Consider the following 16,912-nt stretch of genomic DNA (forward strand, 5'->3'; position numbering starts at 1 on the left):
AGCGTGAATTCTTTCAGGGGCGGCAAGGAGCAGAGCATGATAAAGGGTATCAGCAAGACGGCCGAGGCCGATCGCAGTTTGATGGGAACGATAAAAGCGCGCGCCGATCTTAACTCAGCGGCCTTCAGCGAGCTGTTGGGCGCCGCCGACGGCAAGGCGCGGCAAAACAAGGCGAATCCGCTGTCGCGCATCACCGCGCAGACGGTGCAAAACATGACGGCGCTGTTCGCCTCTGCGCCGAAAGCGGCGGCCGCGCAAACCGTGAAGGCCGGCTCGCTCTCCTTCGAGCAGCGGGCGACGCTGGAGGAAAGCGCCGAACTGCTGCAGGTACGGACAAACTATCTGCGGATGGCGCTGCAATTGCACAATCCGGGCAAGGCGTTCAGCGCGCCGACGTTGCTCAAACTGTGATGGGTGAGGAAGTGGAGCGCCCGACAGGCGGCGCTCCGGTGCGGACTGAACGGGCTTTCTGATGAAGCCCTGGGGATTTCCCTGGCGTGGCGCGTCTTTTTAACGGTACAGCTCGGCGCTAACGTGCATCGTGCTGTTGTCGCTCGGTTCGTGCAGGGCGATGATGCGATAAGAGCTTGCACCGCGTTGATCGGCGATTTTACTGACCTGGCTGCTGGCGTCATCCGGCGAGACCACGTTCTGGTTCAGGGTGACGAAGCCGACGCTCTGGCGTTGATCGGCCTGGTGCGAGGAGATCTCCGTCGCGGCCATCACGTTGGCGGAGAACAGGGCGGCAAGCGCCGTCGCGAGAAGGATGCGTTTCATAGTGCCTCTCTTACTTTTTGCCGTTACGGCTTGACAGCGAGTGTCGCTGCGGCAAAAAGTCATTTATCTGCATTGAATAACCTGGGGTCTTTTTCGTCGCGCTGTCTGCGGCGGATAAGGTTAATTTTAGTCGGTTGCGGCGGATTAAAAAGCCGGGTGTTTTGATGACCTCTTTCAAAAAAAATGAAATAGATTTGTGACTCAGCGCTGATTTCATTGAAAGATTTTTGAAACTGATGGATCGGCGTACATAGGTTTCCTCGCCAGCAAATCGTGCTATTTCCCATACCCCCTCTCAATAATGCGAATAAAACCCACGCAGTCCTTGAGTTTCCCGCCCTGCGTCAGTATGATTACGCGTCATTTTTCAGCCGCACACTAAACACGTTCCTTGCTTCCATGGGCCGCGGTTGACCCTGACAGGAGGCTGAATAATCCGTAAGGAGCAATTCGATGCGTCATTACGAAATCGTTTTTATGGTCCATCCTGACCAAAGCGAACAGGTTCCGGGCATGATCGAGCGTTACAGTGCTACCATCACTAACGCGCAAGGTCAGATTCACCGTCTGGAAGACTGGGGCCGCCGTCAGCTGGCTTATCCGATCAATAAACTGCACAAAGCTCACTACGTTCTGCTGAACGTTGAAGCGCCGCAGGAAGCGATCGATGAGCTGGAAACTAACTTCCGCTTCAACGACGCCGTTATCCGCAGCATGGTTATGCGCGTTAAGCACGCGGTAACTGAAGCATCTCCGATGGTTAAAGCGAAAGACGAACGTCGTGGCGATCGCCGCGAAGACTTCGCTAACGAAACCGCAGATGATGCAGATGCTGGGGATTCTGAAGAGTAATTGCCGCCGTGACGGCTAATCGTCTGGTTTTGTCGGGCACTGTGTGCAAGGCACCGGTTCGAAAAGTGAGTCCTTCCGGGATACCGCACTGCCAATTTGTGCTAGAGCACCGTTCGCAGCAGATGGAAGCCGGATTCAGCAGACAAGCATGGTGCCGAATGCCCGTGGTTGTCAGCGGACAACAGTCACAAGCACTAACTCAAAGATTAACGGTCGGCAGTCAGATTACCGTGCAAGGCTTTGTAAGCTGCCATCAAGGGCGCAACGGGCTGAGCAAATTGGTTCTGCATGCCGAGCAGATTGAATTGATAGATTCTGGAGACTAGCCAAATGGCACGTTATTTCCGTCGTCGCAAGTTCTGCCGTTTCACCGCGGAAGGCGTTCAAGAGATTGACTATAAAGACATCGCTACGCTGAAAAACTACATCACCGAAAGTGGTAAAATTGTACCGAGCCGTATCACCGGTACTCGTGCAAAATATCAGCGCCAGCTGGCCCGTGCTATCAAGCGCGCGCGCTACCTGTCTTTGTTGCCGTACACTGATCGTCATCAGTAATCGGCCACTGTCCATTAACGACTTTGAGAGGATAAGGTAATGCAAGTTATTCTGCTTGATAAAGTAGCAAACCTGGGCAGCCTGGGTGATCAAGTTAACGTTAAAGCGGGCTACGCTCGTAACTTCCTGGTACCACAGGGCAAAGCTGTTCCTGCTACCAAGAAAAACGTTGAGTTCTTCGAAGCACGCCGCGCTGAACTGGAAGCCAAACTGGCTGACGTTCTGGCTGCTGCTGAAGCTCGCGCAACCAAGATCAACGAACTGGGTTCAGTGACCATCGCTTCCAAATCTGGCGACGAAGGTAAACTGTTCGGCTCTATCGGCACCCGCGACATCGCTGACGCAGTGACTGCGGCAGGCGTTGAAGTTGCCAAGAGCGAAGTTCGTCTGCCGAACGGCGTTCTGCGTACCACTGGTGAGCACGAAGTGCACTTCCAGGTACACAGCGACGTGTTCGCACAGCTGAATGTAGTTGTGGTTGCAGAAGCGTAATTTACGCTGCTGTTAACCCGGTTAAAACGCCAGCCTCGCGCTGGCGTTTTGCTTTTCTGCGCCCGGCAAAACGCGCTACGCTTGAAGACGGGATGAAAAGGGAGAGCGTGCGATGGCAACGATTACGCTACAGCGGGTTTACGACTTCAGCGCGCCGGCGCCGGCGCATTGCTATCTGATAGACAGGCTATGGCCGCGCGGCATCAGCAAGGAGAGGCTGGCGGGCGTGCAGTGGTTGAAACAGGTGGCGCCGGATGATGAGCTGCGCAAGTGGTTCCATCAGCATACCGACCAGTGGGAAGCCTTCGAGGCGCGTTACCGCCAACAGCTGGCGGCCAACGACGCCTGGCAGCCGCTGGTGGCGCTGTTGCGGCAGGGGGAGGCGCTGACGCTGCTGTATGGCAGCAAAGATACCGCGCACAACCAGGGCGTGGTGCTGCGCGAGTTTCTGCTGGCGCAGCTTTAGCGATTAACGTTCCCGGCGGTAGCTGCCGTCGGCCTGGCGGCGGAACAGCGCCTGGCTGTTGTCCACGGTGGTGACCGACAGCGCGTTAATCACGCCGTTGGCGTCGCGTTCGATGCGCACTTCCTGACCGGCTTTCATGTTGCTCAGCGGCTTGTCGCCGCCTTCCACCTGCGCCATGGCGAACACCTCATTCACCGGCAGATTGTTGTCGCGAAACAGCTGGGCCAGCGTCTGGCCGGGCTGGATCTGATAACGCTGCCAGTTGCCCGCCGGCGTCGGTTCGTTGGCCGGCGTGGCGGCGCCACCGCCGTTTTGCAGCTCAGCCTGCAGCGGCACGCTGGTTTCCTGCTGAGAGACCGGGAACGGCTGTCTTTCGGGCGAGTAGGGCCACAGCAACGCCAGCAGCAGAATGATGCCGAAGATCAGCACCCAGCGGCGGTGAAAGTAGGGCAGTGGTTCCATCCAATGGAAGCCGTCCGGCAGATGCCAGACTTTGGTCAGCAGCGCTTTGACCCGCTGCATCTTGTCGTTGGCCGACGACGGTTCCGATGGCGACTCCGCGTCTTCCTGCGTGGGGGCGGCGCCGGGTTTCAGGCGCTGGCTGATGTTCAGCCAGGTGCGCAGCAGCGGCTGGTAGATGCGGGTGGTTTTCCTTCTCCTGGGCGCGATTCTGCCCATGGTGACCTCTCTTCGACGGCGTAATAATAAGCGCGGCGCGGCAAGCGCGTCGCCTGCCCGATATCCTGCTTTCAGTATAGTCCGCTAACTGATTGAAGTGAAAGGCGGCTGAGCAGCAGGGCCGGGGTTTGCGGCTGCGGGCGTTAACAGAAGGTTATTGTTTCTTTTTCTACGACAAAAGTCATCATTCTCCACACAAGATTTTACCCGGCATTGACGCGCTGTTATGCTGCGCTTTCGACTTTTTACAGACTTAAGGAAAACCCCATGACAACCCCTTCTTTTGACAGCGTTGAAGCGCAAGCAAGTTACGGGATTGGTTTACAGGTCGGCCAGCAGCTGCAAGAGTCCGGGCTGGAAGGTTTGCAACCGGAAGCTTTGCTGGCGGGTCTGCGCGACGCGCTGGAAGGGAATGCCCCGGCGGTTCCGGTAGACGTGGTGCACCGTGCGCTGCGTGAAATCCACGAGCGTGCGGATGCGGTGCGCCGCGAGCGCCAGCAGGCGATGGCCGTTGAAGGCCAGAAGTTCCTGGACGACAACGCCAAGCGCGACGACGTGACGCTGACCGAGTCTGGCCTGCAGTTCTCCGTACTGGAGCAGGGCAATGGCCCAATCCCGTCCCGTCAGGATCGCGTGCGTGTGCACTACACCGGCCGTCTGATCAACGGCGACGTGTTCGACAGCTCGGTTGAACGCGGCCAGCCGGCAGAATTCCCGGTCAGCGGCGTGATCCCAGGCTGGATCGAAGCGCTGACCCTGATGCCGGTCGGTTCCAAATGGCAGCTGTATATCCCGCACAACCTGGCCTACGGCGAGCGTGGCGCAGGCGCGTCCATCCCGCCGTTCAGCGCGCTGGTGTTCGACGTCGAGCTGCTGGAAATCCTGTAATCCCACAGAGGATTACTCTGGGCGCCTTCGTGGCGCCCTTATTTTATGCGCCGCGCAGACGGGCGATGAATGGCCGGGCGAGCCGGCCATAAACCGTGTTACTTACCGCTTAAATCGATGCGATAAACCGCGAAGCCGATGCTGTCGCTGCCTGCGGCGCTCATCGGGTATTGGGCGTGCTCTTTGATAAACTTCGTCGCTTTGTCCGAAGGCGAGGTCTCGAAGCGGATATCCAGCGGCTGCGTGCTGCTGAAGTTAGCCAAACGCCAATTGTTGTCCGCCTGCGGGCGCACCGCGCCATGCCGCTGGGTTTCGGCGCTGATGTAGGCCGCCAGCACCGAGCGGTTTTCATCCGGCGAAGCGAAGGCGATATGTTTGTCGCCGGTGCCGGCAAACTTGCCGCCGTAGGCGCGATAGTTGTTGGTGGCGACCAGGAAGGTGGCGTTCGGATCGATCGGCTTGCCGTTGAAGGTCAGCTGCTTGATGCGCTCCGCCTTAGCGTTGATCAGCTGGCATTCGCCGTCGTAGCGCGCCGGCTGACTGACGTCGATCTGGTAGTTGACGCCGTCGATCACGTCGAAGTTGTAGGTGCGGAAGCCGTCCCAGTTGATCAAGCCCTGCGGCTTGGCGCTGTTGACGTCGATTTGGTTGAACTGGCCGGCGGAGCACTCCAGCCACTCTTTCACCTCTTTGCCGCTGGCCTTCACCACCACCAGCGTATTGGGATAGAGATAGAGATCGGCGGCGTTGCGGAAGGTGAGCTGGCCTTTTTCCACTTCGACGAAGCTGGCGGGGTCGTTCTTGCGGCCGCCGACCTTGAACGGGGCCGCCGCCGACAGCACCGGCAGATCGGCCAGGTCCGGGTCGCCCTGGATGTAATGTTCGACGTAGGCCTTCTGCGCATTGTTGACGATCTGCACCGTCGGATCGTCCTGCACCAGCGCCAGGTAGCTGTACATGTTGCCGTCGGATTTACCGATCGGCTGGCTGACGAACTCGCGCGTGCCTTTGTGATCGTCCGCCAACACCTTCACCAGCGCGGCATCTTCCGCCGCCAGCGATTTCTTGTTCTCTTTGTCGTAGATCGGCCGCGCTTCCGCTTTGGCGGCGGTCACTTTCCAACTGCCGCCATCGTTGTTGAGCTGCAGATCGACCACGCCGAGATGATCGCCCCATTGGCCCGGCATCACCGCCGGCACGCCGTTCAGCAGGCCTTTGTCTATATCCGCGCCTTTGATGTTGGCAAAGTCCTTGCTCGGGAACACCGCATGGGCGTGGCCGAACATGATGGCGTCGATGCCCGGCACCTGGCTGAGGTAATAGACCGAGTTTTCCGCCATCGCCTTGTAAGGCTCGCTGGACAGCCCGGAATGCGGGATCGCCACCACCAGATCGGCGCCCTCTTTACGCATCTGCGGCACGTAGCGCTTGGCGGTGGCGGTGATGTCGTCCACCGTCACTTTGCCCTGCAGGTTGGCCTTGTCCCACACCAGGATCTGTGGCGGCACGAAGCCGATGTAGCCGATGCGCAGCGTATGCGCCTTGCCGTCGCGATCTTTCACCGGCGTATCGACGATGATGTACGGCGTGAACAGCGGTTTTTGCGTTTTGGCGTCGATGACGTTGGCGTTGATATACGGGAATTTGGCGCCCGCGATAGCGTTCTTCAGGTAGTCCAGCCCATAGTTGAACTCGTGGTTGCCGATGTTGCCGACGACGTAGTCCAGCGTGTTCATCGCCTTATAGACCGGGTGCACGTCGCCCGGTTTCAGCCCCTTGGCCGCCATGTAATCGCCGAGCGGGCTGCCCTGAATGATGTCGCCGTTATCCACCAACACCGCGTTGGCGGCCTGCTGGCGCGCCTGTTGGATCAGGCTGGCGGTGCGCACCAGGCCGAACTTGTCGGTCGGCGTGTCCTTGTAGTAATCGAAGTCCATCATGTTGCTGTGCAGATCGGTGGTTTCCAGCACGCGCAGATCGACGGTGGCCGCCTGCGCCGAGGCGCATACCAGCAGCGCAAGCGCGGACAGCGTCAGTGGATGCTTCATCATTTGGGGTTCTCTCCATTCCATTATTCGAGTGTTATCGCAGAGGGAAATGTAATTAACACTGCTTGCCACAGTAAACTGTGAAGTGTGGCAGAAAACGGCGGCGGGTAACGCGGGGAAGTTCACAGTTGTGCCCAACAGGATCTGAGGAATTCCCGTGGCTTAGCCGGTTGAGATGGATATTCGGCGTAAAAAAAACTAGTCTGCTAGCAGAGACAGAGGGAAATTTCCCACGGAGATGCAGAGTTGAGGTGCATGATGTTAGAGCGAATTTGCCAACTGTCCCGCGAGGCGGGGGCGGCGATCATGGCGGTGTACGACGGTGAACAACCGCTTGATGTCGCACAGAAAAAAGATGACTCACCGGTGACGGCGGCCGATCTGGCGGCGCATCACATCATCAAGCGCGGCCTGGCGGCCCTGACGCCGGAGGTGCCGCTGCTGTCGGAAGAGGATCCGCCGGCGTGGGAAGAGCGCCGCAGCTGGACGCGCTACTGGCTGGTCGATCCGCTGGACGGCACCAAAGAGTTCTTGCATCGCAATGGCGAGTTCACGGTCAATATCGCCCTGATTGAAGACGGGCAGGCGGTGATGGGCGTGGTGTACGCCCCGGCGATCGACGTGTTGTATCTGGCGGAGCGCGGCAAGGCCTGGAAAGAAGAGAAGGGCGTGCGGCAGGCGATCGGCGTCAGCAACGCGCATCCGCCGCTGGTGGTGGTGAGCCGCTCGCATATCGACGACGAATTGAAAGACTATTTGCAGCAGCTGGGCGAGCACCAGACCGTGTCCGTCGGTTCCTCGCTGAAGTTCTGCCTGGTGGCGGAAGGCAAGGCGCAGCTCTATCCGCGCTTCGGGCCAACCAATATTTGGGATACCGCCGCAGGACATGCGGTGGCGGTGGCCGCCGGGGCGCAAATTCACGATTGGCAGGGCAAGCCGTTGCTTTACACCCCGCGTGAATCTTTCCTCAACCCCGGCTTCCGGGTTTCGCTGTTCTGAATCAGTTCGCCAACAGCTGGTGCAGCTTGGACATCACCTGCTGCACCTCTTCCGGCGTCAGCGCGCCGTCTTTGGCGAACTGAATGCGCCCTTGCTTATCCAGCACCACGATAGCGGAACCTTTCGGCTGCAGATCCCAGGCTTTGCGTACGTTGCCGTCGCTGTCGACGATAAACTGCGACCACGGGAACTCTTTCTTGCTGTCTTCGATGCTGCTGCGCACGAACATGGCGGTGCCCATCAGGGCATCGTCGGTGTTGACGATTGTCGTCGTTTGGTAACGATCGTGTGGTAGCTTCGCCTTCTTAATCGCTTCAATCAGTGGGTCGTTCATGTCTTTGGAGGAGCTGCGGCCGGCAATGTGCTGTATCACCCGCACTTTTCCACTGAGCTGCGCGCTGTTCCAATTCTGGTAGCTAAAATTACCGTCAGCGTAATTGAGCTCTCCTTTATCGCTGACGCCAACCGGCGCCACGCGCTGCTGGAGCTGGAAGTTGTGCGCGGAAGCGAAAAGCGGGGCGAGCAGCAGGGATACCATCAGCATGCGACTTGTTTTCATGCTTTCTCCTTGTAAATGGGGGAATTTGTGCGACAGCACTTCGACAGCCTAAAGCATAGGATGTGATAAGAGGTCTGTCCTGTTAACCGGATCGCAGTTTTTCCCTTGGTTCGCTAATCATCAGATTTTGAAGGGATATCCTGAAAACGTTATAAATCATCATATACAATTCTGTCAAAAAGTGTAAATCCAGTGCAGATCACCGGGCGGAAGTGAACGATCTGGTCTTTACTGGGTCTACTACATGCAATCAAGTTGCGTTCTGAATTTCGAGGCTGCCACCTTTGGCGGCTCGCTGAGCGCATGGATCAACGGGAGGAGCGTAAAAGAATGAGAATCTTCCAGCGTTATAACCCTTTGAAAGTGGCGAAGTACGTTAAGACCCTGTTTCGCGGAAGGCTGTATATCAAGGACGTGGGCGCATTTGAATTCGACGAGGGGAAAATCCTGCCGCCGAAGATTCGCGATAAGCGCCATTTCAGCGTGATGTCCGAAGTGAACCGCCAGGTGCTGCTGCTGCAGGCCGAGGTCGGCTGAACACGGCGCTGACAGCGGTAAAAAAATGCGGCCCCGATGGGGCCGCTGATGTTTTTGTCCTTCGCGCCGTCAGGCCGCAGGCGTGTCGTCCGGCGCTTTCGGCAGCACCGCCGCCGGTTTGTCGCTCAGCCGGGTGACCAGCAGCTGATCTATCTTGTAGCTGTCGATATCCACCACTTCGAACTTGTAGCCGGCGTATTTGACGAAGTCGGTGCGTTTCGGGATCTTGCGCAGCATGTACATCATAAAGCCGCCAATGGTTTCGTAGTTGCCCGCCTGCGGGAACTCGTCGATATCCAGCACGCGCATCACGTCGTCGATCGGCGTGCCGCCTTCAATCAGCCATGAGCTTTCGTCGCGCGCCACGATCTGCTCTTCCTGGCCCTGGCCGACCAGATCGCCCATCAGCGTGGTCATCACGTCGTTAAGGGTGATGATGCCCACCACCAACGCATATTCATTGAGGATCACCGCGAAGTCTTCGCCGGCGGTTTTGAAGCTTTCCAGCGCTTCGGACAGCGTCAACGTGTCCGGCACGATCAGCGCCGAGCGGATCTGCACGCCGCTGCTCAGCACCAGGCTTTGGTTGCCCAGCACGCGGTTCAGCAGGTCTTTGGAATCGACATAACCCACCACCTGATCGATATGGCCGTCGCATACCAGGAACTTGGAGTGCGGATGGGTCGAGACCTTCTCCTTGATGCTCTCTTCACTTTCGCGCAGATCGAAGTACACCACGCTTTCGCGCGAGGTCATCGAAGACGGCACGGTGCGCGATTCCAGTTCGAACACGTTTTCAATCAGCTCGTGCTCCTGCTTGCGCAGCACGCCCGCCAGGGCACCGGCTTCCACCACCGCGTAGATGTCATCGGAGGTGATGTCGTCTTTACGCACCATCGGCAGCTTGAACATGCGGAAGATCAGGTTGGCCATGCCGTTGAAGAACCACACCAGCGGGCGGAAGATCATGATGGAGAAACGCATCGGGTTGATGATCCGGACGGCGACCGTCTCTGGTGCAATCATACCGATGCGCTTCGGGGTCAAATCGGCGAACAGGATAAACAGGCTGGTCACCAGCACGAAGGAGCAGATGAAGCTGACCTGTTCCGCCAGCTCGGGCGAGAGGAAACGGTCGAATAACACTTTGAAGTAAGGCGAGAAAGCCGCGTCGCCGACGATACCGCCGAGGATGGCCACGGCGTTCAGGCCGATCTGCACCACGGTGAAGAAGATGCCCGGGGTTTCTTGCAGTTTAAGCACTCTGGCGGCGTTGACGTTGCCTTCGTCCGCCATCAGTTTCAGTTTGATCTTGCGCGAGGCGGCCAGAGAGATTTCCGACAGTGAGAAAAACGCACTCACCGCGATCAGAAAAAGAATCAGTAAAATACTGTTTAACATAATCTATCCATACGTGCCGACGGGATGCCGGCGCTCTTGAGGAAGGGTAGTACATAGTAAAAAAAGCAGCGATAACAACCAGAAGGGAAGCTATCGGGCCGCAGAAGCGGCCCGCACAGTATAGCAGTTGCCCCACAGGGGCCGCCAGCGGTTAAAAAAGTGCCGCCGGCCGGCATCGGATCAGCCCTGCGGCGGCAGGCAAACGCCGATGCCGCCCAGCCCGCAGTAGCCCTCCGGGTTTTTGAACAGGTACTGCTGGTGATCGTCTTCCGCATAATAGAACGGCAGCGCCGGCGCGATCTCGGTGGTGATGACGCGCTTGTCGCCCGCCGCCGCCATCGCCTGCTGGAAGCGTTGCAGGCTGCTTTCCGCCTCGGCCTGCTGCTCTGGGCTCAGCGTGTAAATCGCCGAGCGGTACTGCGTGCCGACGTCGCCGCCCTGGCGCATGCCCTGCGCCGGATCGTGATTTTCCCAGAACACCTGCAGCAGCTGCTTGTAGCTGACGACCTGCGGATCGAACACCACGCGCACCACTTCGGCGTGGCCGGTCTGGCCGCTGCACACTTCGCGGTAGGTCGGGTTCGGCGTGTAGCCGCCGCTGTAGCCGGCGGCGGTGCTGTAGACGCCCGGCTGTTGCCAGAACAGACGCTCAACGCCCCAGAAACAGCCCATGGCGAAGATCGCCACTTCCATGCCGGCCGGCACCTGAGTCATCGAGTGTTCGGTGACGACGTTGAGCGTTGCGACAGGCATTGGCGTGGTGCGGCCAGGCAGCGCGCTTGCCTTATCGACGGTTTGTGATTTATCAAAAAATGGCACCACGGTTGACTCCTGTTGTCACAGTAAGAATTGACCCTACATGGCGGCGGTTCGGTTGTATCTCACCGCGTCTTTGCCCACAATAAGCGGCAAGTGGGATTTTGTATAAGCTTAACGCAGTATTTTGAGCGCCAAAAGTGAAGAATTCGCCTGTTGCGCGGCGGCAAAGCGCGGCGGGCGGCGTCCGGAAGAAGGTTGAAGAGGGCTGCCGTCATGATAGCGCGGAGTCTGCCCTGGCCCCGGAGCGAACACCATAACAGGAAAGTAAAATCAATAAGGAGAACACGTGCCAAAGTACCCGGTCATGTGCTTGATATCTGTGTTGCTTGCGGCACCTGCAGCCTATGCGGCCAACGTGCGGCTGCAGGTGGAGGGGTTAAGCGGAGAGTTGGAAAAAAACGTCCGGGTGCGGCTGTCGTCGATCACGCCTGAAGAGGTCGGCACCGACGGTCGCTTCCGCGCACGGGTGGATGAGGCGGTGCGCCAGGGGCTGCGCGCGCTCGGCTATTACCAGCCGACCATCGAGTTTACGCTGGACGATCGGCCGGGGATGTCGCGTCCGGTGCTGCATGCCAAGGTCAATCCGGGCGAACCGGTGCGCATCGCCGGCGCCAACATCGTGCTGGAAGGCGGCGCGAAGACCGATGAGGACTACCTGGCGCTGGTAAAGAAGGATCGGCCGACCATCGGCGAGATCCTCAACCACGGCAAGTATGACAGTTTCAAAGGCTCGCTGACCGGCCTGGCGCTGCGCAAAGGCTACTTCGACGCCGACATGACCAAAAGCCAACTCGGCGTAGCCGAAGATCTGCACAAGGCGTTTTGGGATATCGATTTCAACAGCGGCGAACGTTACCGCTTCGGCAAGGTGAAATTCACCGGTTCGCAAATCCGCGAAGACTATCTGCAAAATCTGGTGCCCTTTCATCAGGGGGATTACTACAGTTCGGAGGATTTGGCCGAGCTGAACCGCCGTTTGTCCGCCACCAACTGGTTCAACTCGGTGGTGGTGTCCCCTGATTTCAACGATGCCAAAGAGAACAAGATTTTGCCGTTGGACGCGCTGGTAACGCCGCGTACGCGCAATACCATCGAAACCGGTATCGGTTACTCCACCGACGTCGGCCCGCGGGTGAAAGGCACCTGGAAAAAGCCCTGGCTCAACGATCGCGGCCACAGCCTGGAAACCAGCGCCAGCGTGTCGGCGCCGGAGCAGCAGCTGGATCTGACCTATAAGATCCCGCTGCTGAAGAATCCGCTGGAGCAGTATTACCTGCTGCAGGGCGGGCTCAAGAACGTCGACCTTAACGACACTAAATCCGTGACCTCCAAAGTGGTGGCTTCGCGCAACTGGGATCTCTCCAGCGGCTGGCAGCGGGCGATCAACCTGACCTGGCGCTGGGATAACTTTACCCAGGGCAACGTCAGCAACACCACCATGCTGCTGTACCCCGGCGTCAGCTTCAACCGCACCCGCTCGCGCGGCGGCCTGATGCCGACCTGGGGCGACAGCCAGCGCTACTCCATCGACGTGTCCGACACCACCTGGGGCTCGGGCGTGGACTTTGCGCTGATGCAGGCGCAGAACGTCTGGATCCGCACGCTGGCCGACAAGCATCGTTTCGTGGCGCGCGGGCAGGTGGGATGGATCGAAACCAACGACTTCGACAAGGTGCCGCCGGATTTGCGCTTCTTCGCCGGCGGTGACCGCAGCATTCGTGGCTACAAGTACAAAGACATTTCGCCGCGCGGCGACGACGGCAAGCTGACCGGCGCCTCCAAGATGCTGACCGGCTCGCTGGAGTATCAATACAACGTGACCGGCAAATGGTGGGGGGCGATGTTCGTCGATTCCGGTGAAGCGGTGAACGATATCAAGCAGAGCAACTTCAAGACCGGCGCCGGCGTAGGCGTGCGCTGGCAGTCGCCGGTGGGGCCGGTGAAGCTGGATATCGCCGCGCCCGTGGGAGACAAGGACACTCACGGGATGCAGTTCTACATCGGTTTGGGGCCTGAACTATGAGCCTGGTTAAAAAGATTTGTCTCGGATTTCTGGTCGTTCTGCTGCTGCTGATCGGCGGGCTGGCCTTTCTGGTGGGGACCACCACCGGTTTGCATATGGTCATCAACGGCGCGGCGCGCTGGGTGCCGGGGCTGGAGATCGCCGGCGTCAGCGGCGGCTGGCGCGATCTGACGCTGAAGGGCGTGAAGTATCAGATGCCGGGCGTGACGGTCAACGCCGGGCAATTCCATCTGTCCCTCGATCTCTCCTGCTTTAAACGCAGCTCGCTGTGCGTCAACGCCTTGACCGCTCAGGACGTGGACGTGGCGGTGAACACCAAAGAGATGGCGCCTTCCGCGCCGGTGGAGGAGAGCAGTGAGCCGACCACCAATCTCAGTACGCCTTATCCGATCACCCTGCGCCTGCTGGCGCTGAACAACGTCAAGGTCACCGTCGACGACACCGCCATCTCTCTGGCCGAGTTCCGCACCGGCGCGCAGTGGCAAGAGCGCGCGCTGACGCTGATGCCGACCAAGATCGGCTCGTTGCTGATCGCCTTGCCGAAAACGCCGCAAAATCCGTTGCCGGAAGCGGTGCAACCGGCGGTCGAGGTGGCGAAAAAGGTCGGTGAGCAGGTTACCGACGCGGCGAAACCGGCGCCGCAGCCGGAGGAGAAGCCGCTCGGCGAAACGCTGAAGGAACTGTTCGCCAAACCGCTGTTGCCGGATCTGCCGGACATCCGCCTGCCGCTGGATATCACCGTCAAAGAGATCAGCGGCGAACAGCTGCGCTTGACCGGCGATACCGACGTGCTGATCACGAGTCTGTTGCTGCAGGCCAGCACGCAGGATCAGCATATCCAACTGGACAACTTCGACGTGAAGTCGCCGCAGGGCACGCTGTCGGTGCAGGGACAGGCGACCCTGACCGGCGATTGGCCGGTGGCCCTGACCGCCAACAGCGCGTTGAACATCGACCCGCTGAAGGGTGAGAAAGTGAAGCTGAACATCGGCGGTGGGTTGCGTGATGAGCTGAAGGTCGCGCTGAACCTGTCCGGCCCGGTCGGCGCCCAGCTCGATGTGCAAACCCGGCTGGCCGAAGCCGGCCTGCCGCTGGCGCTGACGCTGCAGAGCAAACAGCTCAAATGGCCGCTGAGCGGCGAGGCGCAGTACCAGGTTAACGATTTCCGCCTGCGCTTTAACGGCAAGGCGACCGACTACGCGCTGTCGACGCGCGCCAATCTGAAAGGCCAGGATCTGCCGCCAGCGGTGTTGACGCTGGACGGCAAAGGCAACGTCGAGCAGTTCAAGCTGGAGCGCCTGCGCCTGGCGGCGCTGCAGGGCAATACCGATCTCACTGCGCTGGTGGACTGGAGCAAGGCCATCAGCTGGAACTCGCAATTGACGCTGAGCGGCATCAATACCGCCAAGCAGTGGCCGGAATGGCCAGCGAAACTCGACGGCAAGATAGCTACGCGCGGCAGCCTGCACGGCGGCAGCTGGCAGCTGCAGGTGCCGGTGCTGCAGCTTGACGGCAACGTGAAGCAGAACAAGGTCACGGCGCGCGGCACGCTGAGCGGCAACGCCGCCGGGCAGTGGAAAATCCCCGGCATCGATCTGACGTTGGGGCGCAACCAGCTGAACGTTAAAGGACAGCTGGACGAGAAGAGCTGGAACCTGGACGCCAACATCGACGCGCCGCGTCTGGACGGCGCGCTGCCGGGCCTGGGCGGCACCGCCAAAGGGCTGCTGAAGCTGCGCGGCAATCTGCAGGCGCCTCAGCTGCTGGCGGATTTGACCGCTTCCGGTTTGCAGTGGCAGGCGCTGCGCATCAACCGCGTGAAAATCGACGGCGACGTGCGCTCCACGGATCAGATCCAGGGGCAGTTGGCGGTACGCGTCGAGCAGCTGAAGCAGGACGCGCTGGAAGTCAGCTTGCTGACCCTCGACGCCAAAGGCAGCGAGAAGCAGCATCAGCTGCAGCTGAAGATCGACGGTAAGCCGGTCTCCGGCCAGCTGGCGCTGCAGGGCAGCTTCGATCGTCAGCAGCAGCGCTGGCGCGGCAATCTGAACAATACCCGCTTCGATACGCCGGTGGGGGAGTGGCGCCTGACGCGCGCCATCGCGCTGGACTACCTGAACACCGCACAGAAAATCAGCATCGGGCCGCACTGTTGGCAGAACCCGAACGCCGAGCTTTGCGTGCCGAAGACCATCGAAGCCGGCCAGAGCGGCCAGGCCAGCGTGGTGCTCAACCGCTTCGATCTGGCGATGATCAAGCCGTTCCTCGGCCCGGAAACCGCCCTGAGCGGCGTGTTCACCGGCCGGGCCGACGTCAGCTGGAAACCGGGCGGCGCGCTGCCGGAGGCGAAGGTCACGTTGGCCGGCAACGGCGTCAAGGTGGTACAGCAGGTGCAGGGCAACGCGCTGCCGATCGCCTTCGATACGCTGACCCTCAACGCCGGTCTGAACAACGGCCGCGCGCAGGCTGACTGGCGGATCAAACTGACCAACAACGGCCAGTTCGACGGCAACATCCAGGTGGTGGATCCGCAGGTGCGGCGCACCATCAGCGGCAACGTCAATATCACCAACATCTCGCTGGCGCTGATCAACCCGGCGCTGATGAAGGGCGAAAGCGCGGCGGGCATGCTGAACGCCAACCTGCGCCTGGGCGGCAGCGCGCAGAAGCCGCTGGTGTTCGGCCGCCTGGCGTTGGATCGGGCGAAGGTGCAGGGGCACTGGATGCCGTTCGATATGACCGACGCGCGGCTGGCGGTGAATTTCAACGGCATGACCTCGACGCTGGAAGGGCTGCTCAGCACCACGCGCGGCCAGCTGAATCTGGCGGGCGATGCCGACTGGCGTGACATCAACGCCTGGCGCGCACGCATCGCCGCCAAGGGCGACAAGCTGCGGGTGACGGTGCCACCGATGATCCGCATCGACGTGTCGCCGGATCTGGTGTTCGAAGCCACGCCGCAGCTGTTCTCGCTCAACGGCAAGGTCGATATTCCCTGGGCGCGCATCACGGTGCAGGAGCTGCCGGAAAGCGCGGTAGGCGTCTCTTCCGACGAGGTGATGCTGGACGATCAGCTGAAGCCGATTCAACCGAAGACGGCGTCGATCCCCATTAACAGCAACCTGATGATCCACGTCGGCAACGACGTGCGGCTGGACGCCTTCGGCCTCAAAGCCCGCTTGAAGGGCGATTTGAAAGTGGTGCAGGACAAGAAAGGGCTGGGCCTCAATGGCCAGATTGACATCCCTTCCGGTCGCTTCCATGCTTATGGTCAGGATTTGATCGTGCGTAAAGGGCAGCTGATGTTCTCCGGCCCGCCGGATCAGCCGCTGCTCAATATCGAAGCAATCCGCAACCCGGAATCCACCGAGGACGACGTGACCGCCGGCGTGCGCGTGACCGGCCTGGCGGATGCGCCGAAGCTGGAAGTGTTCTCCGATCCGGCCAAATCGCAACAGGAAGCCCTGTCTTATCTGCTGCGTGGCCAGGGCTTGAACAGCTCAGGCGCCGACGGCAACGCCATGACGTCGATGTTAATCGGCATGGGGGTTGCACAAAGTGGTCAACTTGTGGGTAAAATCGGCGAGGCATTCGGCGTGAGTAATTTGGCTCTGGACACTCAGGGGGTTGGCGACAATTCTCAGGTTGTCGTGAGCGGCTATGTCCTCCCAGGCTTACAAGTAAAATATGGGGTGGGCATTTTCGACTCACTGGCCACGCTGACGTTGCGTTATCGCCTGATGCCTAAGTTGTATCTTGAAGCGGTGTCTGGTCTCGACCAGGCATTAGATTTGCTCTATCAGTTTGAGTTTTAG

General features: G+C 59.7%; 18 protein-coding genes. 11 read left to right on the plus strand and 7 right to left on the minus strand.

Going from position 1 to position 16,912, the window contains the following annotated elements; genetic code table 11:
* Positions 1–36 precede the first annotated feature (36 nt).
* Positions 37–411: a hypothetical protein gene (locus J9788_RS14695; protein WP_046897970.1), complete on the plus strand. Its 375-nt coding sequence runs from the start codon at positions 37–39 to the stop codon at positions 409–411.
* 99 nt (positions 412–510) lie between these two features.
* Here the strand turns inward: J9788_RS14695 and J9788_RS14700 are convergent, their stop codons facing one another.
* Entirely contained in the window at positions 511–777 is a 267-nt protein-coding gene (locus J9788_RS14700; RefSeq protein ID WP_046897971.1) for a DUF1471 domain-containing protein, read from the minus strand.
* Between the two features lie 10 nt (positions 778–787).
* A complete protein-coding gene (locus J9788_RS14705) occupies positions 788–994 on the minus strand; it encodes a hypothetical protein (protein ID WP_182265160.1) in 207 nt (68 codons plus the stop codon).
* A 236-nt stretch (positions 995–1,230) separates the two neighbouring features.
* On the opposite strand from J9788_RS14705, the gene rpsF reads away from it, so the two are divergent.
* The 5 genes from rpsF to J9788_RS14730 all read left to right on the plus strand — a co-directional run bounded on the left by rpsF (position 1,231) and on the right by J9788_RS14730 (position 3,145).
* Complete coding sequence (gene rpsF, locus J9788_RS14710; protein ID WP_004933634.1) at positions 1,231–1,629, plus strand: 30S ribosomal protein S6; 399 nt, start codon at positions 1,231–1,233, stop codon at positions 1,627–1,629.
* 8 nt (positions 1,630–1,637) lie between these two features.
* Complete coding sequence (gene priB, locus J9788_RS14715) at positions 1,638–1,955, plus strand: primosomal replication protein N (protein ID WP_049233092.1); 318 nt, start codon at positions 1,638–1,640, stop codon at positions 1,953–1,955.
* 4 nt (positions 1,956–1,959) lie between these two features.
* Positions 1,960–2,187: a 30S ribosomal protein S18 gene (gene rpsR / locus J9788_RS14720; RefSeq protein ID WP_000135199.1), complete on the plus strand. Its 228-nt coding sequence runs from the start codon at positions 1,960–1,962 to the stop codon at positions 2,185–2,187.
* A gap of 39 nt (positions 2,188–2,226) precedes the next feature.
* Entirely contained in the window at positions 2,227–2,679 is a 453-nt protein-coding gene (gene rplI / locus J9788_RS14725; RefSeq protein WP_004933629.1) for a 50S ribosomal protein L9, read from the plus strand.
* A gap of 112 nt (positions 2,680–2,791) precedes the next feature.
* Positions 2,792–3,145 carry a DUF488 domain-containing protein gene (locus J9788_RS14730; RefSeq protein WP_033641634.1) on the plus strand — a complete coding sequence of 118 codons (354 nt, stop codon included), beginning with the start codon at positions 2,792–2,794 and terminating at the stop codon, positions 3,143–3,145.
* A gap of 3 nt (positions 3,146–3,148) precedes the next feature.
* On the opposite strand, the gene J9788_RS14735 is transcribed toward J9788_RS14730, so the two are convergent.
* Positions 3,149–3,823: an OapA family protein gene (locus tag J9788_RS14735; protein WP_182265161.1), complete on the minus strand. Its 675-nt coding sequence runs from the start codon at positions 3,821–3,823 to the stop codon at positions 3,149–3,151.
* 267 nt (positions 3,824–4,090) lie between these two features.
* Between J9788_RS14735 and fklB the strand changes: the two genes are divergently transcribed.
* Positions 4,091–4,711: an FKBP-type peptidyl-prolyl cis-trans isomerase gene (gene fklB / locus J9788_RS14740; RefSeq protein WP_004933618.1), complete on the plus strand. Its 621-nt coding sequence runs from the start codon at positions 4,091–4,093 to the stop codon at positions 4,709–4,711.
* Between the two features lie 98 nt (positions 4,712–4,809).
* On the opposite strand, the gene J9788_RS14745 is transcribed toward fklB, so the two are convergent.
* Positions 4,810–6,762: a bifunctional 2',3'-cyclic-nucleotide 2'-phosphodiesterase/3'-nucleotidase gene (locus J9788_RS14745; RefSeq protein WP_182265162.1), complete on the minus strand. Its 1,953-nt coding sequence runs from the start codon at positions 6,760–6,762 to the stop codon at positions 4,810–4,812.
* A 255-nt stretch (positions 6,763–7,017) separates the two neighbouring features.
* Between J9788_RS14745 and cysQ the strand changes: the two genes are divergently transcribed.
* Positions 7,018–7,758, plus strand: a complete 741-nt coding sequence (cysQ, locus tag J9788_RS14750) for a 3'(2'),5'-bisphosphate nucleotidase CysQ (RefSeq protein WP_004933611.1) — start codon at positions 7,018–7,020, stop codon at positions 7,756–7,758.
* Position 7,759: 1 nt separating this feature from the next.
* On the opposite strand, the gene J9788_RS14755 is transcribed toward cysQ, so the two are convergent.
* Entirely contained in the window at positions 7,760–8,317 is a 558-nt protein-coding gene (locus J9788_RS14755) for a YtfJ family protein (RefSeq protein WP_046688106.1), read from the minus strand.
* A gap of 330 nt (positions 8,318–8,647) precedes the next feature.
* Between J9788_RS14755 and J9788_RS14760 the strand changes: the two genes are divergently transcribed.
* Positions 8,648–8,854, plus strand: a complete 207-nt coding sequence (locus J9788_RS14760) for a DUF1107 domain-containing protein (RefSeq protein ID WP_033641639.1) — start codon at positions 8,648–8,650, stop codon at positions 8,852–8,854.
* 69 nt (positions 8,855–8,923) lie between these two features.
* On the opposite strand, the gene J9788_RS14765 is transcribed toward J9788_RS14760, so the two are convergent.
* Together J9788_RS14765 and msrA are read right to left on the minus strand one after the other, a co-directional pair.
* Complete coding sequence (locus tag J9788_RS14765) at positions 8,924–10,255, minus strand: hemolysin family protein (protein WP_046897974.1); 1,332 nt, start codon at positions 10,253–10,255, stop codon at positions 8,924–8,926.
* A gap of 180 nt (positions 10,256–10,435) precedes the next feature.
* Positions 10,436–11,074: a peptide-methionine (S)-S-oxide reductase MsrA gene (gene msrA, locus J9788_RS14770; protein ID WP_089195519.1), complete on the minus strand. Its 639-nt coding sequence runs from the start codon at positions 11,072–11,074 to the stop codon at positions 10,436–10,438.
* Between the two features lie 304 nt (positions 11,075–11,378).
* Here msrA and J9788_RS14775 point away from each other — a divergent pair, with 304 nt between their 5' ends.
* Both J9788_RS14775 and J9788_RS14780 read left to right on the plus strand, forming a co-directional pair.
* Positions 11,379–13,097: an autotransporter assembly complex family protein gene (locus J9788_RS14775; protein ID WP_169539905.1), complete on the plus strand. Its 1,719-nt coding sequence runs from the start codon at positions 11,379–11,381 to the stop codon at positions 13,095–13,097.
* Positions 13,094–16,912: a translocation/assembly module TamB domain-containing protein gene (locus J9788_RS14780; RefSeq protein WP_046897975.1), complete on the plus strand. Its 3,819-nt coding sequence runs from the start codon at positions 13,094–13,096 to the stop codon at positions 16,910–16,912. The genes J9788_RS14775 and J9788_RS14780 overlap by 4 nt, the downstream gene beginning before the upstream one ends.

The sequence above is a fragment of the Serratia sp. X10 genome, from assembly GCF_017811775.1.
Classification (GTDB): Bacteria; Pseudomonadota; Gammaproteobacteria; order Enterobacterales; family Enterobacteriaceae; genus Serratia; species Serratia ureilytica.

Bases quoted from the DNA above. Each gene is read 5' to 3' on its own strand.
- J9788_RS14705 (WP_182265160.1), bottom strand. From the start codon at position 994: ATGAAATCAGCGCTGAGTCACAAATCTATTTCATTTTTTTTGAAAGAG.
- rplI (WP_004933629.1), top strand. From the start codon at position 2,227: ATGCAAGTTATTCTGCTTGATAAAGTAGCAAACCTGGGCAGCCTGGGT.
- J9788_RS14775 (WP_169539905.1), top strand. From the start codon at position 11,379: ATGTGCTTGATATCTGTGTTGCTTGCGGCACCTGCAGCCTATGCGGCC.
- J9788_RS14735 (WP_182265161.1), bottom strand. From the start codon at position 3,823: ATGGGCAGAATCGCGCCCAGGAGAAGGAAAACCACCCGCATCTACCAG.
- J9788_RS14780 (WP_046897975.1), top strand. From the start codon at position 13,094: ATGAGCCTGGTTAAAAAGATTTGTCTCGGATTTCTGGTCGTTCTGCTG.
- J9788_RS14730 (WP_033641634.1), top strand. From the start codon at position 2,792: ATGGCAACGATTACGCTACAGCGGGTTTACGACTTCAGCGCGCCGGCG.
- rpsR (WP_000135199.1), top strand. From the start codon at position 1,960: ATGGCACGTTATTTCCGTCGTCGCAAGTTCTGCCGTTTCACCGCGGAA.
- J9788_RS14700 (WP_046897971.1), bottom strand. From the start codon at position 777: ATGAAACGCATCCTTCTCGCGACGGCGCTTGCCGCCCTGTTCTCCGCC.
- cysQ (WP_004933611.1), top strand. From the start codon at position 7,018: ATGTTAGAGCGAATTTGCCAACTGTCCCGCGAGGCGGGGGCGGCGATC.
- J9788_RS14765 (WP_046897974.1), bottom strand. From the start codon at position 10,255: ATGTTAAACAGTATTTTACTGATTCTTTTTCTGATCGCGGTGAGTGCG.
- rpsF (WP_004933634.1), top strand. From the start codon at position 1,231: ATGCGTCATTACGAAATCGTTTTTATGGTCCATCCTGACCAAAGCGAA.
- J9788_RS14760 (WP_033641639.1), top strand. From the start codon at position 8,648: ATGAGAATCTTCCAGCGTTATAACCCTTTGAAAGTGGCGAAGTACGTT.
- J9788_RS14755 (WP_046688106.1), bottom strand. From the start codon at position 8,317: ATGAAAACAAGTCGCATGCTGATGGTATCCCTGCTGCTCGCCCCGCTT.
- J9788_RS14745 (WP_182265162.1), bottom strand. From the start codon at position 6,762: ATGATGAAGCATCCACTGACGCTGTCCGCGCTTGCGCTGCTGGTATGC.
- J9788_RS14695 (WP_046897970.1), top strand. From the start codon at position 37: ATGATAAAGGGTATCAGCAAGACGGCCGAGGCCGATCGCAGTTTGATG.
- fklB (WP_004933618.1), top strand. From the start codon at position 4,091: ATGACAACCCCTTCTTTTGACAGCGTTGAAGCGCAAGCAAGTTACGGG.